This window comes from Pseudomonas fluorescens (assembly GCF_030344995.1).
GTDB classification, from domain to species: Bacteria; Pseudomonadota; Gammaproteobacteria; order Pseudomonadales; family Pseudomonadaceae; genus Aquipseudomonas; species Aquipseudomonas fluorescens_BF.
In genome coordinates this window covers 5,650,277-5,669,643 of sequence record NZ_CP128260.1, presented here as the reverse complement: position 1 = coordinate 5,669,643, position 19,367 = coordinate 5,650,277, and the positions used below count along the sequence as shown (strand labels likewise).

14 protein-coding genes are annotated in these 19,367 nt (G+C 60.1%); 7 read left to right on the top strand and 7 right to left on the bottom strand.

Annotation, left to right across the window (positions count from 1 at the left end; all coding sequences use genetic code 11):
- The first annotated feature begins 263 nt into the window (after positions 1-263).
- Positions 264-1,040 (top strand): ferredoxin--NADP reductase, encoded by a 777-nt coding sequence (locus QR290_RS25460; RefSeq protein WP_289203843.1) that lies wholly within the window; start codon positions 264-266, stop codon positions 1,038-1,040.
- 32 nt (positions 1,041-1,072) lie between these two features.
- Here QR290_RS25460 and mscL read toward each other — a convergent pair whose 3' ends face one another.
- Positions 1,073-1,486, bottom strand: coding sequence for a large-conductance mechanosensitive channel protein MscL (mscL, locus tag QR290_RS25455; RefSeq protein WP_041475433.1), 414 nt, complete (start codon positions 1,484-1,486; stop codon positions 1,073-1,075).
- A gap of 285 nt (positions 1,487-1,771) precedes the next feature.
- On the opposite strand from mscL, the gene QR290_RS25450 reads away from it, so the two are divergent.
- The gene (locus QR290_RS25450) at positions 1,772-3,310 is read left to right on the top strand and encodes a catalase (protein WP_289203842.1); all 1,539 of its coding nucleotides are present in this window, start codon (positions 1,772-1,774) and stop codon (positions 3,308-3,310) included.
- A gap of 144 nt (positions 3,311-3,454) precedes the next feature.
- Positions 3,455-4,822: a DNA repair protein RadA gene (radA, locus tag QR290_RS25445; protein WP_114885656.1), complete on the top strand. Its 1,368-nt coding sequence runs from the start codon at positions 3,455-3,457 to the stop codon at positions 4,820-4,822.
- Here radA and QR290_RS25440 read toward each other — a convergent pair whose 3' ends face one another.
- A complete protein-coding gene (locus QR290_RS25440; protein WP_115079275.1) occupies positions 4,823-5,179 on the bottom strand; it encodes a PilZ domain-containing protein in 357 nt (118 codons plus the stop codon).
- Positions 5,180-5,338: 159 nt separating this feature from the next.
- Here QR290_RS25440 and QR290_RS25435 point away from each other — a divergent pair, with 159 nt between their 5' ends.
- The 3 genes from QR290_RS25435 to yjiA all read left to right on the top strand — a co-directional run bounded on the left by QR290_RS25435 (position 5,339) and on the right by yjiA (position 8,760).
- Positions 5,339-7,405 (top strand): carbon starvation CstA family protein, encoded by a 2,067-nt coding sequence (locus QR290_RS25435; RefSeq protein ID WP_115079274.1) that lies wholly within the window; start codon positions 5,339-5,341, stop codon positions 7,403-7,405.
- 15 nt (positions 7,406-7,420) lie between these two features.
- Positions 7,421-7,618, top strand: a complete 198-nt coding sequence (locus QR290_RS25430; RefSeq protein WP_003228401.1) for a YbdD/YjiX family protein — start codon at positions 7,421-7,423, stop codon at positions 7,616-7,618.
- A 161-nt stretch (positions 7,619-7,779) separates the two neighbouring features.
- Positions 7,780-8,760 carry a GTPase gene (gene yjiA, locus QR290_RS25420; RefSeq protein ID WP_430736775.1) on the top strand — a complete coding sequence of 327 codons (981 nt, stop codon included), beginning with the start codon at positions 7,780-7,782 and terminating at the stop codon, positions 8,758-8,760.
- A gap of 113 nt (positions 8,761-8,873) precedes the next feature.
- Here yjiA and QR290_RS25415 read toward each other — a convergent pair whose 3' ends face one another.
- The 5 genes from QR290_RS25415 to morA all read right to left on the bottom strand — a co-directional run bounded on the left by QR290_RS25415 (position 8,874) and on the right by morA (position 17,295).
- Positions 8,874-9,584 carry a GntR family transcriptional regulator gene (locus tag QR290_RS25415; RefSeq protein WP_289203841.1) on the bottom strand — a complete coding sequence of 237 codons (711 nt, stop codon included), beginning with the start codon at positions 9,582-9,584 and terminating at the stop codon, positions 8,874-8,876.
- 24 nt (positions 9,585-9,608) lie between these two features.
- Positions 9,609-10,313, bottom strand: a complete 705-nt coding sequence (locus tag QR290_RS25410) for a FadR/GntR family transcriptional regulator (protein ID WP_007950980.1) — start codon at positions 10,311-10,313, stop codon at positions 9,609-9,611.
- Positions 10,314-10,362: 49 nt separating this feature from the next.
- Positions 10,363-11,676, bottom strand: coding sequence for a C4-dicarboxylate transporter DctA (locus tag QR290_RS25405; RefSeq protein ID WP_289203840.1), 1,314 nt, complete (start codon positions 11,674-11,676; stop codon positions 10,363-10,365).
- Between the two features lie 276 nt (positions 11,677-11,952).
- Positions 11,953-13,206, bottom strand: a complete 1,254-nt coding sequence (gene glyA, locus QR290_RS25400; RefSeq protein WP_007950978.1) for a serine hydroxymethyltransferase — start codon at positions 13,204-13,206, stop codon at positions 11,953-11,955.
- Positions 13,207-13,446: 240 nt separating this feature from the next.
- Positions 13,447-17,295 carry a cyclic di-GMP receptor MorA gene (gene morA, locus QR290_RS25395; RefSeq protein ID WP_289203839.1) on the bottom strand — a complete coding sequence of 1,283 codons (3,849 nt, stop codon included), beginning with the start codon at positions 17,293-17,295 and terminating at the stop codon, positions 13,447-13,449.
- A 276-nt stretch (positions 17,296-17,571) separates the two neighbouring features.
- On the opposite strand from morA, the gene ettA reads away from it, so the two are divergent.
- Positions 17,572-19,236: an energy-dependent translational throttle protein EttA gene (ettA, locus tag QR290_RS25390; protein ID WP_007950976.1), complete on the top strand. Its 1,665-nt coding sequence runs from the start codon at positions 17,572-17,574 to the stop codon at positions 19,234-19,236.
- The last annotated feature ends 131 nt before the right edge of the window (positions 19,237-19,367 follow it).

The window sequence follows — 19,367 nt, the reverse complement described above, 5'->3', positions numbered from 1 at the left end:
TGGATCCAACCGATCCAGCACGGAGTGGAGTGTAGGACGCTTCCTACGGAGCCGTTTAGTTTTTTTTGTTCTTGGGTGGTCTTTATATTTGGCATATCTAAAAAAATATTGGTATGTCAGCAATCATTTAATCAATTTTGATCCTCGAGTTAATTAATTAAAGCTTTCTAGAGTAGTGACACTATTGCATGCCATTACAAACTGTCAGTGTTTCAATATTGATTAATGCGTGACAATCGGGTCCTTGTTGATGGAGTGACCCAATGACAGCCAGCAGCGAAAAATACAGCCGTCAGACATTGCTCGATGTTCAACCGCTGACCCCGAACCTGTTCACCCTTCGTACCACGCGGGATGCCGGTTTCCGTTTCCGCGCCGGGCAATTCGCGCGGATCGGTGTGACCCGTGAGGACGGCAGCACGGTGTGGCGCGCCTACTCGATGGTGTCTTCGCCGTTCGACGAGTTTCTTGAATTTTTCTCCATCGTGGTGCCGGGCGGCGAGTTCACCAGCGAACTGAGCCGGCTGAAGGCGGGTGACAGCTTGCTGATCGAGCGCCAGGCCTTTGGTTATCTGACACTGGATCGCTTCATTGATGGCCGAGACCTCTGGCTGTTATCCACAGGCACGGGGGTGGCGCCGTTTCTGTCGATCCTTCAGGACTTCGAGGTATGGGAGAAGTTTGAGCGAGTCATCCTGGTCTACAGCGTGCGGGAAGCTCGGGAACTGGCTTATCAACAGCTGATTGCCGAGCTGATGCAACGCGATTACCTGGCGGAACATGCTCACAAATTCCAGTTCATTCCTGTGGTCACCCGCGAATCGTATGCCGGCGCGCTCAATGGGCGCATTACCACGCTGATCGAAAATGGTGAGCTGGAGAGGGAGGCAGGCGTCGAACTGACGCCGGCGCATTCGCGAGTCATGCTCTGCGGTAATCCACAGATGATCGATGACACCCGGGCCTTGCTCAAGCAACGCGGCATGGCCCTGAGCCTGACCCGGCGACCGGGGCAGGTGGCGGTGGAAAACTACTGGTAAAAAAACGGCGCCCTCAGGCGCCGTTTCAGTCTTCAAGGCCGGTTGTTCTGGGCCTTGAGCAGATCGCGGATCTCGCCCAGCAGTTCTTCTTCCTTGGTCGGTACCGGCGGCAAGGTAGGCGCCACGGCTTCTTCGCGCTTCAAGCGGTTGATGGCTTTGACACCCATGAAAATCGCGAAGGCGACGATCACGAAGTCAAGAACGCTCTGGATGAATTTACCGTACGCCAGCACCACCGCAGGGGCACTGCCCTCGGCGGCTTTCAGCGTAATGGCCAGGTCACTGAAATCCACCCCGCCGATCAGCAGGCCGATTGGCGGCATGATTACATCGCCGACGAACGACGAAACGATCTTGCCAAAGGCTGCGCCGATGATGATACCGACGGCCATGTCGACCACATTGCCTTTGACCGCGAAGGCCTTGAACTCGCTGAGCACGCCCATAGTTATTTCCTTGTTACAGATGAGTTTGGTGTACGCAGTGTAAATCAGCATAACGCGTCCTGCGCGTAACACCTTCTTACAAAGCCCGTTTTTATCGACACATCAATTCGCGATTAGTTTGCAAAGTGCCACTAATCGCGCGCGAAATACGCTGCAAGCGCCTGATCCAGAAGAAAAAACATTCAATCACGGCGTTGCGATCTTTCTATTTAGGTTTGGCGAACCGAGCTTCTAGCCTCTGTCTGGCGCACCTGGATGCGCCTCAAAAAAACAGAGGAACCTGAAATGAATCCCACACTTGGTTCAGGGGTTATTCCCCGTCGCACCGTTGGTGTATTGGCCGCCGGCCTGTTGACCCTTTCCGTGAACGCTGCACCTCTGACCCGTGACAACGGTGCGGCGGTCGGCGACAACCAGAACTCGCAAACCGCCGGCGCCAACGGCCCGGTGTTGTTGCAGGACGTGCAACTGATCCAGAAGCTTCAACGCTTCGACCGCGAGCGCATTCCCGAGCGCGTCGTGCATGCTCGTGGCACCGGTGCCCATGGCACGTTCACCGCGACCAACGACCTGAGTGATCTGAGCAAGGCCAAGGTGTTTACTGTTGGCCAGGTCACACCAGTGTTCGTGCGTTTCTCGGCGGTGGTTCACGGCAATCACTCCCCGGAAACCCTGCGTGACCCACGGGGTTTCGCGACGAAGTTCTACACCGCCGATGGTAACTGGGATCTGGTAGGCAACAACTTCCCGACATTCTTCATTCGGGATGCGATCAAGTTTCCGGACATGGTGCATGCTTTCAAACCCGATCCGCGCACCAACCTTGACGATGACTCGCGCCGCTTCGATTTCTTCTCCCATGTACCGGAAGCAACCCGCACATTGACAGAGTTGTATTCCAACTCAGGGACACCAGCCAGTTATCGGGAGATGGACGGCAACAGTGTGCACGCCTACAAGTTGGTTAATGCCAAAGGCGAAGTGCACTACGTAAAGTTTCACTGGAAAAGTTTGCAGGGCATCAAAAATCTCGACCCGCAACAAGTTGTGCAAGTTCAGGGCCGGGATTACAGCCACATGACTCACGATTTGGTAACAAATATTTACAAGGGAAACTTTCCCAAATGGGACTTGTACATTCAAGTCTTGAATCCGCAAGATTTGTCCAAGTTTGATTTCGATCCTCTTGATGCCACCAAGATCTGGCCAGGTGTTGCAGAGCGAAAAGTTGGACAAATGGTGTTGAACCGCAATCCTGCGAATGTCTTCCAGGAAACCGAACAGGTCGCCATGGCGCCATCGAATGTGGTGCCGGGCATCGAGCCTTCGGAAGACCGTCTGCTGCAAGGCCGGATATTTGCCTATGCCGATACGCAAATGTATCGCCTCGGCGCCAATGCCCTGCAATTGCCGATCAATGCCGCCAGAACCCCCGTCAACGATGGCAATCAGGATGGCGCGATGAATGCCGGTGCAAGCACCTCGGGTGTCAACTATCAGCCGAGCCGTCTGCAACCGCGTGAAGAGATGCCTGGTGCGCGATACAGCCAGACCGCGCTGCGGGGCAGCACGCAACAGGCCAGAATTCAGCGCGAGCAGAACTTCAAGCAGGCCGGTGATCTGTATCGCTCGTTCAGCAAGAAAGAGCGTCAGGATCTGATCGAGAGCTTTGGCGGCTCGCTGGCGGGTGCCGATGACGAAAGCAAGCACATCATGCTGTCCTTCCTCTATAAGGCGGATCCGGAATACGGAGCCGGGGTGACCAACGTCGCCAAGGGTGACCTGGAACGGGTCAAGGCCCTGGCGGCCAAGCTGGTCGACTGACGACGAGACCTTTCAATCTCCGGCAACCGCCGGGGATTGACCGGCAGCAGCACCGCGCGTCTGGCCAGCGGAGAAATCCGTCCCGGCGCGCCGCGCTGATCGGTGATGGCTGCGTTATCATCGCGGTTTTTGCCGGGGGTTCAGATGGCCAAGGCCAAGCGCATGTACGGCTGCACTGAGTGCGGCGCAACCTTTCCCAAGTGGGCCGGGCAGTGCGGCGAATGCGGTGCCTGGAATACCCTGACCGAAACCATGGTCGAGAGCGGCGGTGCCGCCGCCCCGAGCGGGCGCACCGGCTGGGCCGGGCAGCAGGCCCAGATCAAGACCCTGGCCGAAGTCAGCATCGAAGAAATTCCACGTTTTTCCACAGCCTCCGGCGAGCTCGACCGAGTGCTCGGCGGTGGTCTGGTGGACGGTTCGGTGGTGCTGATCGGTGGTGATCCTGGCATCGGCAAATCGACAATTCTGTTGCAGACCCTGTGCAACCTCGCCAAGAGCATGCCGGCGCTGTACGTCACCGGCGAAGAATCCCAGCAACAAGTTGCGATGCGAGCCCGTCGCCTTGGCCTGCCGCAGGATCAATTGCGGGTCATGACCGAAACCTGCATCGAAACCATCATCGCCACCGCCCGTCAGGAAAAACCCAAGGTGATGGTGATCGATTCGATCCAGACGATTTTCACCGAACAGCTGCAATCGGCACCGGGCGGCGTGTCCCAGGTTCGCGAGAGTGCGGCGCTTCTGGTGCGCTATGCCAAGCAAAGCGGCACGGCGATTTTCCTGGTCGGCCACGTGACCAAGGAGGGCGCGCTCGCAGGGCCGCGGGTTCTGGAGCACATGGTTGATACCGTGTTGTATTTCGAAGGCGAGTCCGACGGTCGGTTGCGTTTGCTGCGAGCGGTGAAAAACCGTTTCGGTGCAGTCAACGAACTCGGCGTGTTCGGCATGACCGACAAGGGCCTGAAAGAAGTCTCCAACCCTTCGGCGATCTTTCTCACACGTGCTCAGGAAGAAGTCCCGGGCAGCGTGGTCATGGCGACGTGGGAAGGCACCCGGCCGATGCTGGTGGAGGTCCAGGCGCTGGTGGATGACAGTCATCTGGCCAACCCGCGTCGGGTCACGCTGGGTCTGGATCAGAATCGTCTGGCGATGCTGTTGGCAGTGCTACACCGTCATGGCGGCATTCCGACCCACGATCAGGACGTGTTCCTCAACGTGGTCGGCGGGGTGAAGGTGTTGGAAACCGCTTCTGACCTGGCGTTGATGGCAGCGGTCATGTCAAGTCTGCGCAACCGGCCGTTGCCTCATGATCTGCTGGTGTTCGGTGAAGTCGGCCTGTCCGGCGAAGTGCGTCCCGTGCCGAGCGGTCAGGAGCGATTGAAGGAAGCCGCCAAGCACGGTTTCAAGCGCGCGATCGTACCCAAGGGCAACGCGCCGAAGGAAGCGCCGGCAGGCTTGCAGATCATTGCGGTGACGCGGCTGGAGCAGGCGCTGGATTCACTCTTCGAGTAATCAGAGTTCCATCAACGCACCAAGCTCCCGTTCGAGCTCGGCCTCATCCCCGAGGTTGAGTTCGATCAGGCGCCGCAGGCGCTGGATCGATTCCAGGCTGATGTGCCGGCACTGGAAACCCAGTTGGCCATGATCGTCGTGCGCCAGTTGCACATCCATCTGAATGTCGATGTCCTTGCTCAAATGAATGTCGACGTTGAAGTCCTGCGTTTCATCTCCCAGCCACGGTTCCGGTTTTTCGATCAACAGGCCCTTGAGCGACAGATCGATCAACTTCACCGGCCAGATGTACTCGCCCTGGCTCAATTCGGTCTTGGCATCGAACGCAATACGTTTGAAGCGGCGACGCTCGCTCATGGCGCAATCCTCTAGAAAGTACGCTGACTATAGACCCGCCTCATCGAGCGCTGCCAGTACGGTGGGGCGTCAGACCAATGTCGGGGTATGGCCTTTGCCGCCAGTAGCGCTAAACTCGGGGTGGCTGTCTTTCTTGTCCACCCTGGCTGGAATAATAAAATGAAAAATAATAATAGCCTGCTACGCCACTTACCCTGGCTGCTGCTGGCAATCGTAGGAGCGTGCGCCCTGGGCGTAGTGGCATTGCGCCGAGGCGAGGCGATCAACGCCTTGTGGATCGTGGTCGCCGCCGTGGCCATCTATCTGGTTGCGTACCGTTACTACAGTCTGTTCATCGCTAACAATGTGATGCAACTCGATCCGCGTCGGGCCACCCCCGCCGTGCTCAACAACGACGGTCTGGACTACGTTCCGACCAACAAACACATTCTCTTCGGACACCACTTCGCGGCCATCGCCGGCGCGGGCCCTCTGGTCGGCCCGGTACTGGCGGCGCAGATGGGCTACCTGCCCGGTACGCTGTGGCTGATCGCCGGCGTGGTGCTGGCGGGTGCGGTGCAGGACTTCATGGTCCTGTTCATGTCGACCCGTCGCAACGGCCGTTCCCTGGGCGACATGGTGCGTGAAGAAATGGGCCGCATTCCCGGCACCATCGCCCTGTTCGGCTGCTTCCTGATCATGATCATCATCCTCGCGGTGCTGGCGCTGATCGTGGTGAAAGCCCTGGCGGAGAGCCCGTGGGGTATCTTCACCGTGATGGCGACCATCCCGATCGCGATGTTCATGGGCATCTACATGCGCTACATCCGTCCGGGCCGCATCGGCGAGATCTCGGTCATCGGCGTGATTCTGCTGCTCGGTTCGATCTGGCTGGGCGGGCAGATTGCTGCTGACCCGGTGTGGGCCAAGGCCTTCAGCTTCACCGGCGTGCAAATCACCTGGATGCTGATCGGTTATGGCTTCGTCGCCGCCGTACTCCCGGTGTGGCTGATTCTTGCCCCGCGTGACTACCTCTCCACCTTCCTCAAGATCGGTACCATCATCGCTCTGGCGATCGGCATCCTGGTGACCATGCCCGAGCTGAAAATGCCGGCGCTGACCCAGTTCGTCGACGGCACCGGCCCGGTGTGGAAGGGCGGTCTGTTTCCGTTCCTGTTCATCACCATCGCTTGCGGTGCGGTATCGGGCTTCCACGCGCTGATCTCTTCCGGGACCACGCCGAAGCTGCTGGATAACGAAACCAACGCCCGCTACATCGGTTACGGCGGCATGCTGATGGAATCGTTCGTGGCCATCATGGCCATGGTCGCTGCCTCGGTGATCGAGCCAGGCGTGTACTTCGCCATGAACAGCCCGGCTGCCGTGGTCGGCGGTGATGTGGTGGCCGTGGCAACCGCAGTCAGCAACTGGGGCTTTGCAATTACCCCGGAAGCCCTGCAAGCCGTGGCGCATGACATCGGCGAAACCACCATTCTGGCCCGTGCCGGTGGTGCGCCGACCCTGGCGGTCGGTATCGCGCAGATCCTGCACAGTGTCCTGCCGGGTGAGAACACCATGGCGTTCTGGTACCACTTCGCGATCCTGTTCGAAGCGCTGTTCATCCTGACCGCAGTCGATGCCGGCACCCGTGCCGGTCGCTTCATGCTGCAGGACCTGCTCGGCTCCTTCGTACCGGCGCTGAAACGTACCGAATCCTGGACTGCCAACCTGATTGCCACCGCCGGTTGTGTGGCGATGTGGGGCTGGTTGCTGTATCAGGGCGTGATCGATCCGCTGGGTGGTATCAACACCTTGTGGCCGCTGTTCGGTATCTCCAACCAGATGCTGGCCGGTATCGCGCTGATGCTCGGCACCGTGGTCCTGATCAAGATGAAGCGTCAGCGCTACATCTGGGTCACCCTGCTGCCGGCGGCCTGGCTGCTGATCTGCACCACGACCGCAGGCTTCATCAAGCTGTTCGACGCCAACCCGGCCGTCGGCTTCCTGTCGCTGGCCAAGAAGTACAGCGATGCACTGGCCGCAGGCCAGGTGATCGCACCGGCCAAGAGCGTCGAGCAGATGCAGCACGTGATCTTCAACGCCTACACCAACGCTACATTGACCGCGCTGTTCCTGTTCGTGGTATTCAGCATCCTGTTCTATGCGCTCAAGGTCGGCATCGCCGCCTGGGGCAAAAAAGAGCGTACGGACAAAGAATCGCCATTCCAGGCCCTGCCGGATGCGTAACCAGAGGATTGCAGCATGTTCAATGACCTGAGTCGCCTCGGTAAATACCTCGGTCAGGCCGCGCGCCTGATGGTCGGCATGCCCGACTACGACACGTACGTCGAGCATATGCAGACCAAACACCCGGACAAACCGGTGATGAGCTACGAGATGTTCTTTCGCGAACGTCAGGAAGCCCGTTACGGTGGCAAGGGTGGGCCGAAGTGCTGTTGAGCTGACAGCCTTCGGTTGATGCAGTCCCCAACTGTGGGAGCGGGCTTGCTCGCGAAAGCGGTGTGTCATTGAGCAATGATGTCGACTGACACGACCCCTTCGCGAGCAAGCCCGCTCCCACATTTGTTTTGTGTAGTTCATCAATTTTGTGAAGGGGATCGATGTTGTCTTCTCCAATACCTGTAACGGTGCTCAGCGGTTTCCTCGGCGCCGGCAAGACCACCTTGCTGCGCCATCTGTTGAAAGCCGAGCACGGCCTCAAAATCGCCGTGATCGAAAACGAATTCAGCGACGCCGGCATCGACACCCAACTGCTGGGCGACGAGCCGGTGCAAGTCATGACCCTGGCCAACGGCTGCGTCTGCTGCACCATTCACACCGATCTGACCAAGGCCCTGTACCTGCTGCTCGAACGGCTGGACAGCGGCGAAATCGCCTTCGATCGGCTGGTCATCGAATGCACCGGCCTGGCCGACCCGGCTCCGGTCGCGCAGACCTTTTTCATCGACGAAGAACTGCGCGAGCGCTACCTGCTCGACGGCATCATCACCCTGGTGGACGCTGCTCACGCCGAGCTTCATCTGACCCAGACCATCGCTCAGGCGCAGATCGGTTTTGCCGACCGCTTGCTGGTGAGCAAGACCGATCTGGTGGACGAGGCCGCGTTCACCGCGCTCAGCGAACGCCTGACCCGCATCAACCGCCGTGCGCCGATCCGCGTGGTCGAACACGGCAACATCGATCTGGCCGAATTGCTCGATGTGCGCGGCTTCAACCTGAATGCCGATCTCGGCGGCGGGGTGAGCCTGCGCCCGGTGAGCAAGGCACCGTCCATCGACCGGATTTCCAGTCTGGTGCTGCGTACCGATCAGCCGCTGGATATCGATCAGCTCAGCGAATTCATGAATGAATTGCTGGAAGAGCACGGCAAGCAATTACTGCGCTACAAGGGCGTGTTGAACATTGCAGGCGAAGATCGGCGGCTGGTGTTTCAGGGAGTATTAAAACTCTACGGCTTCGACTGGGACACCGAGTGGGCCGAGGGCGAGGCGCGGGACAGCGTGATCGTGTTTATCGCCGACGATTTGCCGGAAGAGAAAATCCGGGCGGGGTTTGCCAGGGTGGCTGCACAGCAAAACTGAATTTGTGGCGGCTCGAAGGGCCTCTTCGCGAGCAAGCCCGCTCCCACAATGAACTGCATTCTTCCTGACAGAATGCGATCTATTGTGGGAGCGGGCTTGCTCGCGAAGGCGTTCTAACCAGCAACACAATATCCAGACTCCGAACCCAGCAGTGCCTGCTCCAAGTGATCCAGATGACGGTTCATCAGCGACACCGCCTCGGCAGCGTCATCACGCTCGATCGCCTCGACGATCCGGGCGTGATCCTGCCAGCCGCAACAGCTGTGCGTGGTTTCAGTGCATCGCGCAACCGCCAGTGAGGTCAGCGGCACCAACGTGCCGAGAAAATGCGCCAACGGTGCATTCCGCGCCATTTTCGCCAGCTGCAAATGAAACTCCCCGGACAGGCGAATCGCTGCGCCCCGTCGATCTTTATCCACAGCCTGGCGCTCACGTTCGATTAAGGTTCGCAGGCGTTTCAACTCTTCAGCCTGCGCATGCTGACAAGCCAGTCGCACCAGCGTGTTCTCGGCCAGACGCCGGGCGTGCAGCGCCTGACGTGTCTGCTCGGCGTCCGGCGCAGCAACACGCGGTCGATGGTTGGCCCGCAGCACGATGATCTGTTCGTGGGACAGTTGGGTCAGCACCCGACGCACATCAGCACGGCTGACGCCGAACATCTGCTTGAGACTTTCTTCCGTGAAACGGCTGGCGGCATCGATGCGCTGTTCGAGGATTGCGTCGAGCAGACGCGGATACAGATCCTCCACCGGCGCGTGCAGGCGGGAGAAGGGCAGGGCCGTCGAGGTCGGGCGAGAATGCGACGGCGTGGCAAGGCTGTTCATGGCCGGTCTCCAGTGTGAGGCGTTTCAGTGGCTCAGGTTGTCATCCGGAATATTCAGCTCGATGCCCATCCGCTGGCCTTCACGCAGGATGTGCCGGCGCATTTCGGCGCTGGCCTGGGCGCTGTTCTTGCTGCGGATCGCACGCACCACGGCTTCGTTTTCTTCAAGGCGTTCGGCCAGGTGCTCCGGTGAATTGCGCAGTACTTCGGCACTTTGCTTGAGGGCATTGCTGGTCTGTTGCACCACGCTCTGGAAAATCGGGTTCGAGGTCAGGGTGAACAGTTCTTCATGGAAGGCGATGTAGGCGCTGACGCCGGCCTCGCTGTCACCTGCTTCCAGGGCTTCGCGCATGTCCATCAAAGTCAGGCGCAATTGCCCGACTTCCTTGCTGCTGATCGACTGTGCCACCAGCCCGACGATGAACGGCTCGAGGGTGTAGCGCAGTTGCAGCACGTCTTCGAGGCTGGCGCCGGCCACGGCGCTGTCGTGGCTTTGGCTGTCACTGGCCTGGGCGTCGAGCACCACCACGCCTTTGCCCGGCATCGAGCGCACCAGACCGAGGGTTTCCAGCACGATCACTGCTTCACGCAGGCTCGGGCGGCTGATGCCCAGTTGCTCGGCCAGTTCACGCTGACCCGGCAGCATCTCGCCGGAGCGCCACTGACCACGGGCCAGCGCGGCCCGGAGTTTTTCCACCACTGAGTTGACGACGGTTGATGTAGTAATCACGTGTTCGCTCCATGAGCCGTGCCTGCATTTGCACAGGCACGGCGATCATTCAGAATTCTTTGGCCGCCGCTTGAGCGACCGTTTTTCTCGGCTGAAAGTTATAGCCCTGCTCGCCGTTGAGCACCTTGTTCGCCCGCTGCACGTCGATGTCCTTTTCCCAGCGGGCGATGGCCACGGTGGCGACGCAGTTGCCGATCAGGTTGGTCAGCGCCCGGCCGATGCCCATGAACCAGTCCACCGCCAGCACCAGCACCAGACCGACCACCGGAACCGCCGGAATGGCCGTCAGCGTGGCCGCCAGAATCACCAGCGCCGAACCGGGAATGCCGTGGGCACCTTTCGAGGTAATCAGCGACACCAGCAAAATCGTCAGCAGATCGGTCATGGCCAGCGGCGTGCCGGTGGCGTTGGCGATGAACACGATGGCCAGGGTCAGGTAGATCGAGAAACCGTCGAGGTTGAACGAGTAACCGGTGGGAATCACCAGCCCGACGGTCGAGCTGCCGATGCCCAGGTGTTCGAGTTTGCGCATGATCTGCGGCAGCACGGCGTCGGAGGATGCGGTACCCATGACGATCAGCAGTTCTTCGCGCAGGTACTTGAGCAGCGGCCACATGCGCAGGCCGGAGAGGCGCATCACCAGGCCGAGAATCAGCGCGACGAAGGCGATGCAGGTCAGGTAGAACAAGCCGACCAGGCTGCCCAGGTGTTGCAGCGAATCCAGGCCATATTTGCTGGTGGTGAAGGCGATGGCGCCGAACACGCCGATCGGTGCCAGGCGCACGATCATGCCCATGATCCGGAAGATCACGTGGCTCAGTTCGTTGATCAGCCGCGAGATCCCGGAAGCCGCTTCGCCCACCAGATTCAACGCGCTGCCGAACAGCACCGAAAACAGCAGCACTTGCAGGATGTTGTTGTCGGCAAAGGCGCCGAGTACCGAGGTCGGGATCAGGTCCATCAGGAACTGAGTGGTGGTGTGCATGTGTTGGCCGCGCTCGGCGATGTCGCCCATGTCGGCGGCGGACAGCTGCTCCAGATGGATGTTGGCGCCGCTGCCGATCCCGGTGCTGAAGGCGAACACCAGGCCGATCACCAGGGCGATGGTGGTCAGCACTTCGAAGTAGATCACCGACTTGAGGCCGATGCGCCCGACCTTCTTCAGGTCACCGGCGCCGCTGATGCCGCTGACCACCACGCAGAACACGATCAGGCCGATGAGCATCTTGATCAGTTTGATGAAACCGTCGCCGAGCGGTTTGAGCTGGGCCGAGTATTCAGGAAGGGTCAGCCCGCAGACGATGCCGAGCACCAGTCCGAGAACCACTTGGAGGAAGATTGAACGCGAGCACCATCTGAGCATGGGAGGAATCCTGGTCGGTGTCCTGGCTGCCGTGCGCGGGGCGCATCAGATTCAAGACTTAATTATTGTGGTCTTACCGGTATGTCCAGTGCGGGTGCAGTCTAGGCGCTGTTTTTTACGGATCGCAAGTGAAAAATGACGAATTGGCATGACCGGTCTGACCAGTTGGGCGCGAGGCCCCGACCTTGAGCCATTTGCAGTCCGAAACTTTTTTGCGGGCGAAAAAAAACCGGCCATCTCTGGCCGGTTTTTCATGCTGCGGTTTTAACGTCGCAATTAAGCGCCGTATACCGGCAGTTTCTTGCAGATGGCTTTGACTTTCTCACGAACGGCGTCGATCACCGCTTCGTTGTTCAGGTCAGCCAGGATGTCGCAGATCCAGCCGGCCAGCTCTTTGCACTCTGCTTCCTTGAAGCCGCGAGTGGTCACAGCCGGAGTACCGAAGCGCAGGCCGGAGGTGACGAACGGGGAGCGTGGGTCGTTTGGCACGGAGTTCTTGTTCACGGTGATGAACGCTTTGCCCAGAGCGGCGTCGGCGTCTTTACCGGAGATTTCCTGCTTGATCAGCGACAGCAGGAACAGGTGGTTTTCAGTACCGCCGGAAACCACGTCGAAACCGCGCTCGATGAACACGCCGGCCATGGCCTGAGCGTTTTTCACCACTTGTTGCTGGTAAGCCTTGAACTCAGGCTGCAGTGCTTCCTTGAAGCAGATCGCTTTGGCGGCGATCACGTGCTCCAGCGGGCCACCCTGGGCGCCCGGGAATACCGCGGAGTTCAGCTTCTTCTCGATGTCGGCGTTGGCCTTGGCCAGGATCAGGCCGCCACGTGGACCGCGCAGGGTCTTGTGGGTGGTGGTGGTCACGACGTCAGCGAATGGAACCGGGTTCGGGTAGACGCCAGCGGCGACCAGACCGGCCACGTGAGCCATGTCGACGAACAGGTACGCACCCACCTTGTCGGCGATGGCGCGGAAGCGCGGGAAGTCGAGGATCTGCGAGTAGGCAGAGAAACCGGCCACGATCATTTTCGGCTTGTGTTCAACAGCCAGACGCTCGACTTCGTCGTAGTCGATCAGGCCGTTGGCGTCGATGCCGTACTGGATGGCGTTGTACAGCTTGCCGGAGGAAGAAACGCTGGCGCCGTGGGTCAGGTGACCGCCGTGAGCCAGGCTCATGCCCAGAATGGTGTCACCGGCCGACAGCAGGGCCAGGTAAACAGCGGCGTTGGCTTGGGAGCCCGCGTGTGGCTGAACGTTGGCGTAGTCGGCGCCGAACAGTTCCTTGGCGCGGTCGATGGCCAGTTGCTCGACAACGTCGACGTACTCGCAACCACCGTAGTAGCGCTTGCCCGGGTAGCCTTCGGCGTATTTGTTGGTCAGTACCGAGCCTTGAGCTTCCATCACCGCTGGGCTGGTGTAGTTCTCCGAAGCGATCAGCTCGATGTGTTCTTCCTGGCGCTGGGCTTCTTGCTCCATGGCGGCAAAAAGATCGGCGTCGTACTTGGCAATAGTCAAATCACGGCTGAACATGGCGGTCCTCAAGGATCGGGGGCAGAAAAGGGGGGCATTCTACCCCAACGGGTTTTGGATGGCATATGAAACGACATCATGTCGCAGACAAGTGGCGTTCATGACCAGATGTGTGGCGTCCGTGCCGGCCTTTTCGCTGACCAGCCGGGTCGAACAATAACCGAGGCGGCCCCGCGATTTTGTGATCGACATCAATCCCTGTGAGAGTGAGCTTGCTCGCGAAGATCGCGCTGCCGATCTTCAGTCGAACATGAACAGCGCATCATTGCTGAACTGCGCCTCGAATCGTCCCGCCGGCATCGGTCGCCCGAACAGATAACCCTGAACCTCGTCGCAGCCATGCTCGCGCAGGAAGTCCAGCTGTTCGTGGGTTTCCACGCCCTCGGCGATCACCGCCAGATTCAGGCTGTGGGCCATGGCGATGATCGCCCGGGCAATCTGCGCGTCCTGCTCGCCGGACGGCAGTCCGTCGACGAAGGTGCGGTCGATCTTCAGCACGTCGATCGGGAATTGCTTGAGGTAGTTCAGCGACGAGTAACCGGTGCCGAAGTCGTCTACCGCGATGCTCAAGCCGAGGTTCTTCAGGCCGGCAAGGATCTGCATCGCTTCGCTGACTTCGCGCATCAGGATGCTTTCGGTCAGTTCCAGTTCCAGGCACGCCGGCGGCAGGCCGGTTTCCTTGAGGATGGTGGCGATCCGCGTGCCGAGCTGGCCGTCGGAGAACTGCCGGGCGGAAATGTTCACCGAAACCTTCGGCACGCGCACGCGGCTCTGGTGCCAGGTCTTGAGCTGGCGGCAGGCCTCGCTGATCACCCAGTCGCCGACGTCCACCACCAGCCCGAGTTCTTCGAGCACCGGAATGAAATCCCCCGGCGGCACCAGTCCGCGACGCGGATGACGCCAGCGCAGCAGGGCTTCGGCGCCGGTCAGACGTTTGCCGTCGCCGCTGAACTGCGGCTGGTAATACAGCACGAATTCGTTCTGCTCGAGGGCGTGGCGCAGATCGCTTTCCAGCTCCAGACGTTCAAGCGCACTGGCGTTCATGTCGGCCTGATAGAACTGGAAGTTGTTCTTGCCGCGCTCCTTGGCATGGTACATCGCGGTATCGGCGTTCTTCATCAACTGGCTGAGTTCGTTGCCGTCCTGCGGGCTCAGGGCGATGCCGATACTGGCGGTGACGAAGAACTCGCGACCTTCCAGCACGAATGGCCGAACGAGGCTGGCGAGAATCTGTTCGGCCACGTGGATCGCACGGTTCAGCGCCATTTCGCGGCTGGAACGGTGTTGCAGCAGCAGGGTGAATTCGTCGCCGCCCATCCGCGCCACGGTGTCGTCATCGTCGACGCAGGCCAGCAAGCGCGTGGCCATGTCCTTGAGCATGCGGTCGCCGGCGGCGTGGCCGAGGGAGTCGTTGATCGGTTTGAAGCGGTCGAGGTCGAGGAACATCAGCACCACCCACGACTTTTGCCGCTCGGCCGATTGCAGCGCGGTGTGCAGGCGATCCTGGAACAGCGTGCGGTTCGGCAGGTGGGTCAGGGCGTCGTAGTAGGCGAGGCGGTGAATCCGCTGCTCGCTGGCCTTGCGTTCGCTGATATCGCTGAAGAAGCACACGTAACTGGCGAGGTCGCCCTCGTCATCGAGCACGGCGGTGATGCCGACCCACGCCGGGTAATGCTCGCCGTTGCGGCGCTTGAGCCAGACTTCACCTTCCCAGGTGCTGTGCTGATGCAACTGCTTGAGCACATAGCGCAGGTGCGCGTCCTGCTGTTCGTCGACGGTGAGCATGTTCGGCAACTGGTCGAGCACTTCGCTTACCGCGTAACCGCTGACTCGACTGAACGCTTCGTTGGCCTGAACGATGTAACCGGCCGGGTCGGTGATCAGGATCGCCGAAGTCGAGTGCTCGAAAACCGTGGCCGCCATGCGCAGGTCTTTCTCGGCGCGGCGCTGCTGGCTGATGTCGCGACCGACCCCGAGCACGCCTTCGAAGGCGCCATGTTCGTCCCACACCAGCACCAGGCGCAGTTCGATCGGGATCTTGCGGCCGTCGGCGCGCAGGCAGTCGAACAGGAACATCTGGGTCTGCACCTGGCTGCGCAAAATCACCAGTTGCTCGGGTTTGCCCAGGGCTTTGCTGACCCGATCCATCAGGTGATAGATGCCGCTCAGTTGCTGCGGGTTGGCGATGGTCGACTGCCAGCCGTTCTGGAAAATCCATTCGGCGTCATAACCCAGTACCGCCTGCACCGACGGGCTGACGTAGTTCAGCGAGAGCTTGCTGTCGGTGGAGAAAATCACGTCGCTGATGCTTTCGGCGAGCATCCGGTAGCGCTGTTCGCTGTCACGCAGGGATTCGCTGGCTTCGATCTGCTCGGTGATGTCCTTGGCCACGCCGATGATCCGCGTGACCTGATCGTGCTTGTCCCGGGCCAGCGCCTGTTCGCGAATGTCGAAGCGTCGCCACTTGCCGTCGCGATGGCGGAAACGCAGCTGGCATTGCAACAACTGGCTGTAACCGGCGTGACGCTGCATCTGCCGCGAGCGGTGGTAATAGTCGGCGTCTTCCGGGTGCAGGAGGATTTCCCAGAAGTACTCGCCCATCTGATGCAGTTCGGTGCGGTTGTAACCGAGGGTCTGGCCGAGATGGTGGTTGCTGAAAATCATCCGCTGGCTGATCACGTCCTGCACGTACAGGTGATCCGGCACGGTACGCACCACGTCCGACCAGAAACCTTCGCGCTCCAGCAGCGACAGTTCGATCAGCTTGCGGCTGGTGATGTCGTTGATGCTCAGGATCACGGCTTTGTAGTCGTGCTGTTCCTGCGGCAGGCGCAGCACCAGCCACAGGTGCTGGTCGCGGCCATTGATGTCCGGGAGTTTGATTTCCAGTTCCAGCTGCTTTTGCTGCTGGAGCACGGCGTCGAGTACTTGATTGCCGATGGCGCACTGACTGTGCGGTTGACCGTCGATCAGCAGTTGCCAGGCGTGGTCGCATGAATTGACGTTAAGCAGTTGCAGCGCGACCTGGTTGACCTCGGTGACCCGCAGTTCGTGGAGCAATTGCTGGCGCTGCGCCGGCTGGTCGAGCCAGGCCTTGAGCTGGTCGCTGGTCTGGATCTGGGCTTTCTCGAAAACCTGCTTGAGCCCCGAAAGATCCAGCACGCACAGCGCCACGCCGGTGCCTTCGAAAATATCCTGATAGCGCCGGCGCCCCTCATGCACCTGACGCTGACGGCGGCGCATGTTGAGCAGCGCGATAAACGGCAGCAGCGAGAGCGCCAGGCCCAACAGGCATTTGCCGATGAACGCCGGCAGCAGTTGTTCGAGCACATGCTGACGGTCGAACAGGCCACGCAGTTGCCAGTCGCTGCTGCTCAGCGGCACGGTCAGCACGCTGTTGGCCAGATCGTCCGGGGTCAGGGTGCTGGTCTTGGAAGAAGGCAGGGCTTCGTCGCGGCTGATGATCTGATGGTTGACGCGGTTTTCCACCAACCACAGCGGACGGATTCCGCTGTCGCCCTGTTTGGTCAGCGCGTCGAAGAAGGTCGGCGTCAGGCGCAGCGCCCAGTAACCGCGGGTGCTGCCGCTGGCCTGATGCAGCAACAGATGCACCACCGAACCGTCGTCGGCGTTACTGAAGTAGTGAGCCTGAGCGCGGCTGCGGCGTACCAGATCGCTGAGGTAATCGGCATCGCGGCTGTCAGTCGCGCTGTCGCTGAGGATTTTCCCGGACGGGCTGAGCAGGGCCAGGCTGCGCAGGTCAGGCAGCGATTGCTGAAGCTTGCGCAGCAGAGCCTGCTGTTCGTCGGCCGATTGGGGCTGTTCGACGATCGGTAGCAGATTGAGGGCGATCTGCGCGTTCAGCGCCATGTTCAGGCTGACCTGAGCGGCGAGGTCGGCGGTGTAGTCGATGGTGTACTGACGCTGGTTTTTCTGGGTTTCGCGCAATTGATCGAGCAGTTGCCAGAACAGCAACGCGAGCAGCATCAGCACCAGCGTCGCCAGCGCGCCTTTCAATGTGCCACGCAGGGACGAGCCGGGCGCCGGTTGGGTGCTGCTCACAGAGGCTGGCGGAGTGACGTTGGACAAGCTGTAATCCTGCGGTCTGGCTGGACTGGCGCGACGTGCACTATAAGCCGGACGCCCAAGGGGCGGCTAGCATGCCTTGAGTTGTGGCGAAGTGCCAGCCCCACTCGGCTGGACTGCCTTCCGTCATTAAGGTAGCTTTGCCGGTTACGCGGGAGCGTTCCAGCTCCTAGACTTTCCGCGCGCACGCATTGATATCTTCCAGTGAACGACGCGCACGGTCTGGCCGGGCATTGCCTGTGTCCCAATCATTCATCAGTCACTGACCCAAGGTTCTCCATGGCTCAATACGTCTTCACCATGCATCGGCTGGGCAAAGTTGTTCCGCCGAAGCGGGAAATCCTGAAAAACATTTCGCTGTCTTTCTTCCCCGGCGCCAAGATCGGCGTACTCGGCCTCAACGGTTCGGGTAAATCCACGCTGCTGAAAATCATGGCTGGCGTCGACACCGAGTTCGAAGGCGAAGCGCGCCCGATGCCGGAACTGAACATCGGTTACCTGCCGCAAGAGCCGCAACTGGATCCGACCAAGACCGTGCGTGAAGTGGTCGAGGAAGCGGTCAGCGTAATCAAGGATGCGCAAGCGCGTCTGGACGAGGTCTACGCCGCCTACGCCGACCCGGACGCCGACTTCGACAAGCTGGCCGCCGAACAGGCCAAGCTCGAAGCGATCCTGCAGGCCAGCGACGGTCACAACCTGGAGCGCCAGCTGGAAGTCGCCGCCGATGCGCTGCGTCTGCCGGCCTGGGACGCCAAGGTCGAACACCTGTCCGGTGGTGAAAAACGTCGTGTGGCCCTGTGCCGTCTGCTGCTGTCCGCCCCGGACATGCTGCTGCTCGACGAACCGACCAACCACCTGGACGCCGACTCCGTTGCGTGGCTCGAACACTTCCTGCACGACTTCCCGGGCACCGTGGTAGCGATCACGCACGACCGTTACTTCCTGGACAACGTCGCCGGCTGGATTCTGGAACTCGACCGCGGCGCGGGCATTCCTTACGAGGGCAACTACTCGGGTTGGCTGGAAGCCAAGTCCGATCGTCTGGCCCAGGAATCCAAGCAGCAATCGGCTCACGAAAAAGCCATGAAGGAAGAACTGGAGTGGGTGCGCAAAGGCGCCAAGGCCCGCCAGTCGAAATCCAAGGCTCGTCTGCAACGCTTCGAAGAAATGCAGTCGCAGGAATTCCAGAAGCGTTCGGAAACCAACGAGATCTACATCCCGGCCGGTCCGCGCCTGGGTGACAAGGTCATCGAATTCAAGAACGTCACCAAGGGTTATGGCGATCGCGTACTGATCGACAACCTGTCGTTCTCGATGCCCAAAGGCGCCATCGTCGGCGTGATCGGCGGTAACGGTGCCGGTAAGTCGACCCTGTTCCGCATGCTGATGGGCAAGGAAACCCCGGACTCCGGCAGCATCGAGATCGGCGAAACCGTGCAACTGGCCTGCGTTGATCAGAGCCGCGAAGACCTGGACGGCAGCAAGACCGTGTTCCAGCAGATCTCCGACGGTTCCGACCAGATCCGCATCGGCAACTACGAGATCCCGTCGCGTACCTACGTCGGTCGCTTCAACTTCAAGGGCGGCGATCAGCAGAAGTTCGTCAAGGACCTGTCCGGTGGTGAGCGCGGTCGTCTGCACCTGGCGCTGACCCTGAAGGAGGGCGGCAACGTCCTGCTGCTCGACGAACCGTCCAACGACCTCGACGTTGAAACCCTGCGTTCCCTGGAAGAAGCCTTGCTGGACTTCCCGGGTGCCGCCATTGTGATCTCTCACGATCGGTGGTTCCTTGACCGCGTCGCGACTCACATCCTGGCGTACGAAGACGACTCGCAAGCGGTGTTCTTCGAAGGCAACTACACCGAGTACGAAGCCGATCGCAAAAAACGCCTCGGCGAAGCAGCGGCCCAGCCACACCGGGTACGCCACAAGAAACTGGCCTGATTACAGGTTGGTTGCATGAAAAAGCGGAGTCTTCGGGCTCCGCTTTTTTTTGCCTGCAATGCAGATTGTTTTATAGCGTGTGTACTATTTGTTTTCATAAATGCGACATTTTTGTCTGTTGCTGTGTACAT

Bases quoted from the DNA above. Each gene is read 5' to 3' on its own strand.
- QR290_RS25460 (WP_289203843.1), top strand. From the start codon at position 264: ATGACAGCCAGCAGCGAAAAATACAGCCGTCAGACATTGCTCGATGTT.
- mscL (WP_041475433.1), bottom strand. From the start codon at position 1,486: ATGGGCGTGCTCAGCGAGTTCAAGGCCTTCGCGGTCAAAGGCAATGTG.
- QR290_RS25450 (WP_289203842.1), top strand. From the start codon at position 1,772: ATGAATCCCACACTTGGTTCAGGGGTTATTCCCCGTCGCACCGTTGGT.
- radA (WP_114885656.1), top strand. From the start codon at position 3,455: ATGGCCAAGGCCAAGCGCATGTACGGCTGCACTGAGTGCGGCGCAACC.
- QR290_RS25440 (WP_115079275.1), bottom strand. From the start codon at position 5,179: ATGAGCGAGCGTCGCCGCTTCAAACGTATTGCGTTCGATGCCAAGACC.
- QR290_RS25435 (WP_115079274.1), top strand. From the start codon at position 5,339: ATGAAAAATAATAATAGCCTGCTACGCCACTTACCCTGGCTGCTGCTG.
- QR290_RS25430 (WP_003228401.1), top strand. From the start codon at position 7,421: ATGTTCAATGACCTGAGTCGCCTCGGTAAATACCTCGGTCAGGCCGCG.
- yjiA (WP_430736775.1), top strand. From the start codon at position 7,780: ATGTTGTCTTCTCCAATACCTGTAACGGTGCTCAGCGGTTTCCTCGGC.
- QR290_RS25415 (WP_289203841.1), bottom strand. From the start codon at position 9,584: ATGAACAGCCTTGCCACGCCGTCGCATTCTCGCCCGACCTCGACGGCC.
- QR290_RS25405 (WP_289203840.1), bottom strand. From the start codon at position 11,676: ATGCTCAGATGGTGCTCGCGTTCAATCTTCCTCCAAGTGGTTCTCGGA.
- glyA (WP_007950978.1), bottom strand. From the start codon at position 13,206: ATGTTCAGCCGTGATTTGACTATTGCCAAGTACGACGCCGATCTTTTT.
- ettA (WP_007950976.1), top strand. From the start codon at position 17,572: ATGGCTCAATACGTCTTCACCATGCATCGGCTGGGCAAAGTTGTTCCG.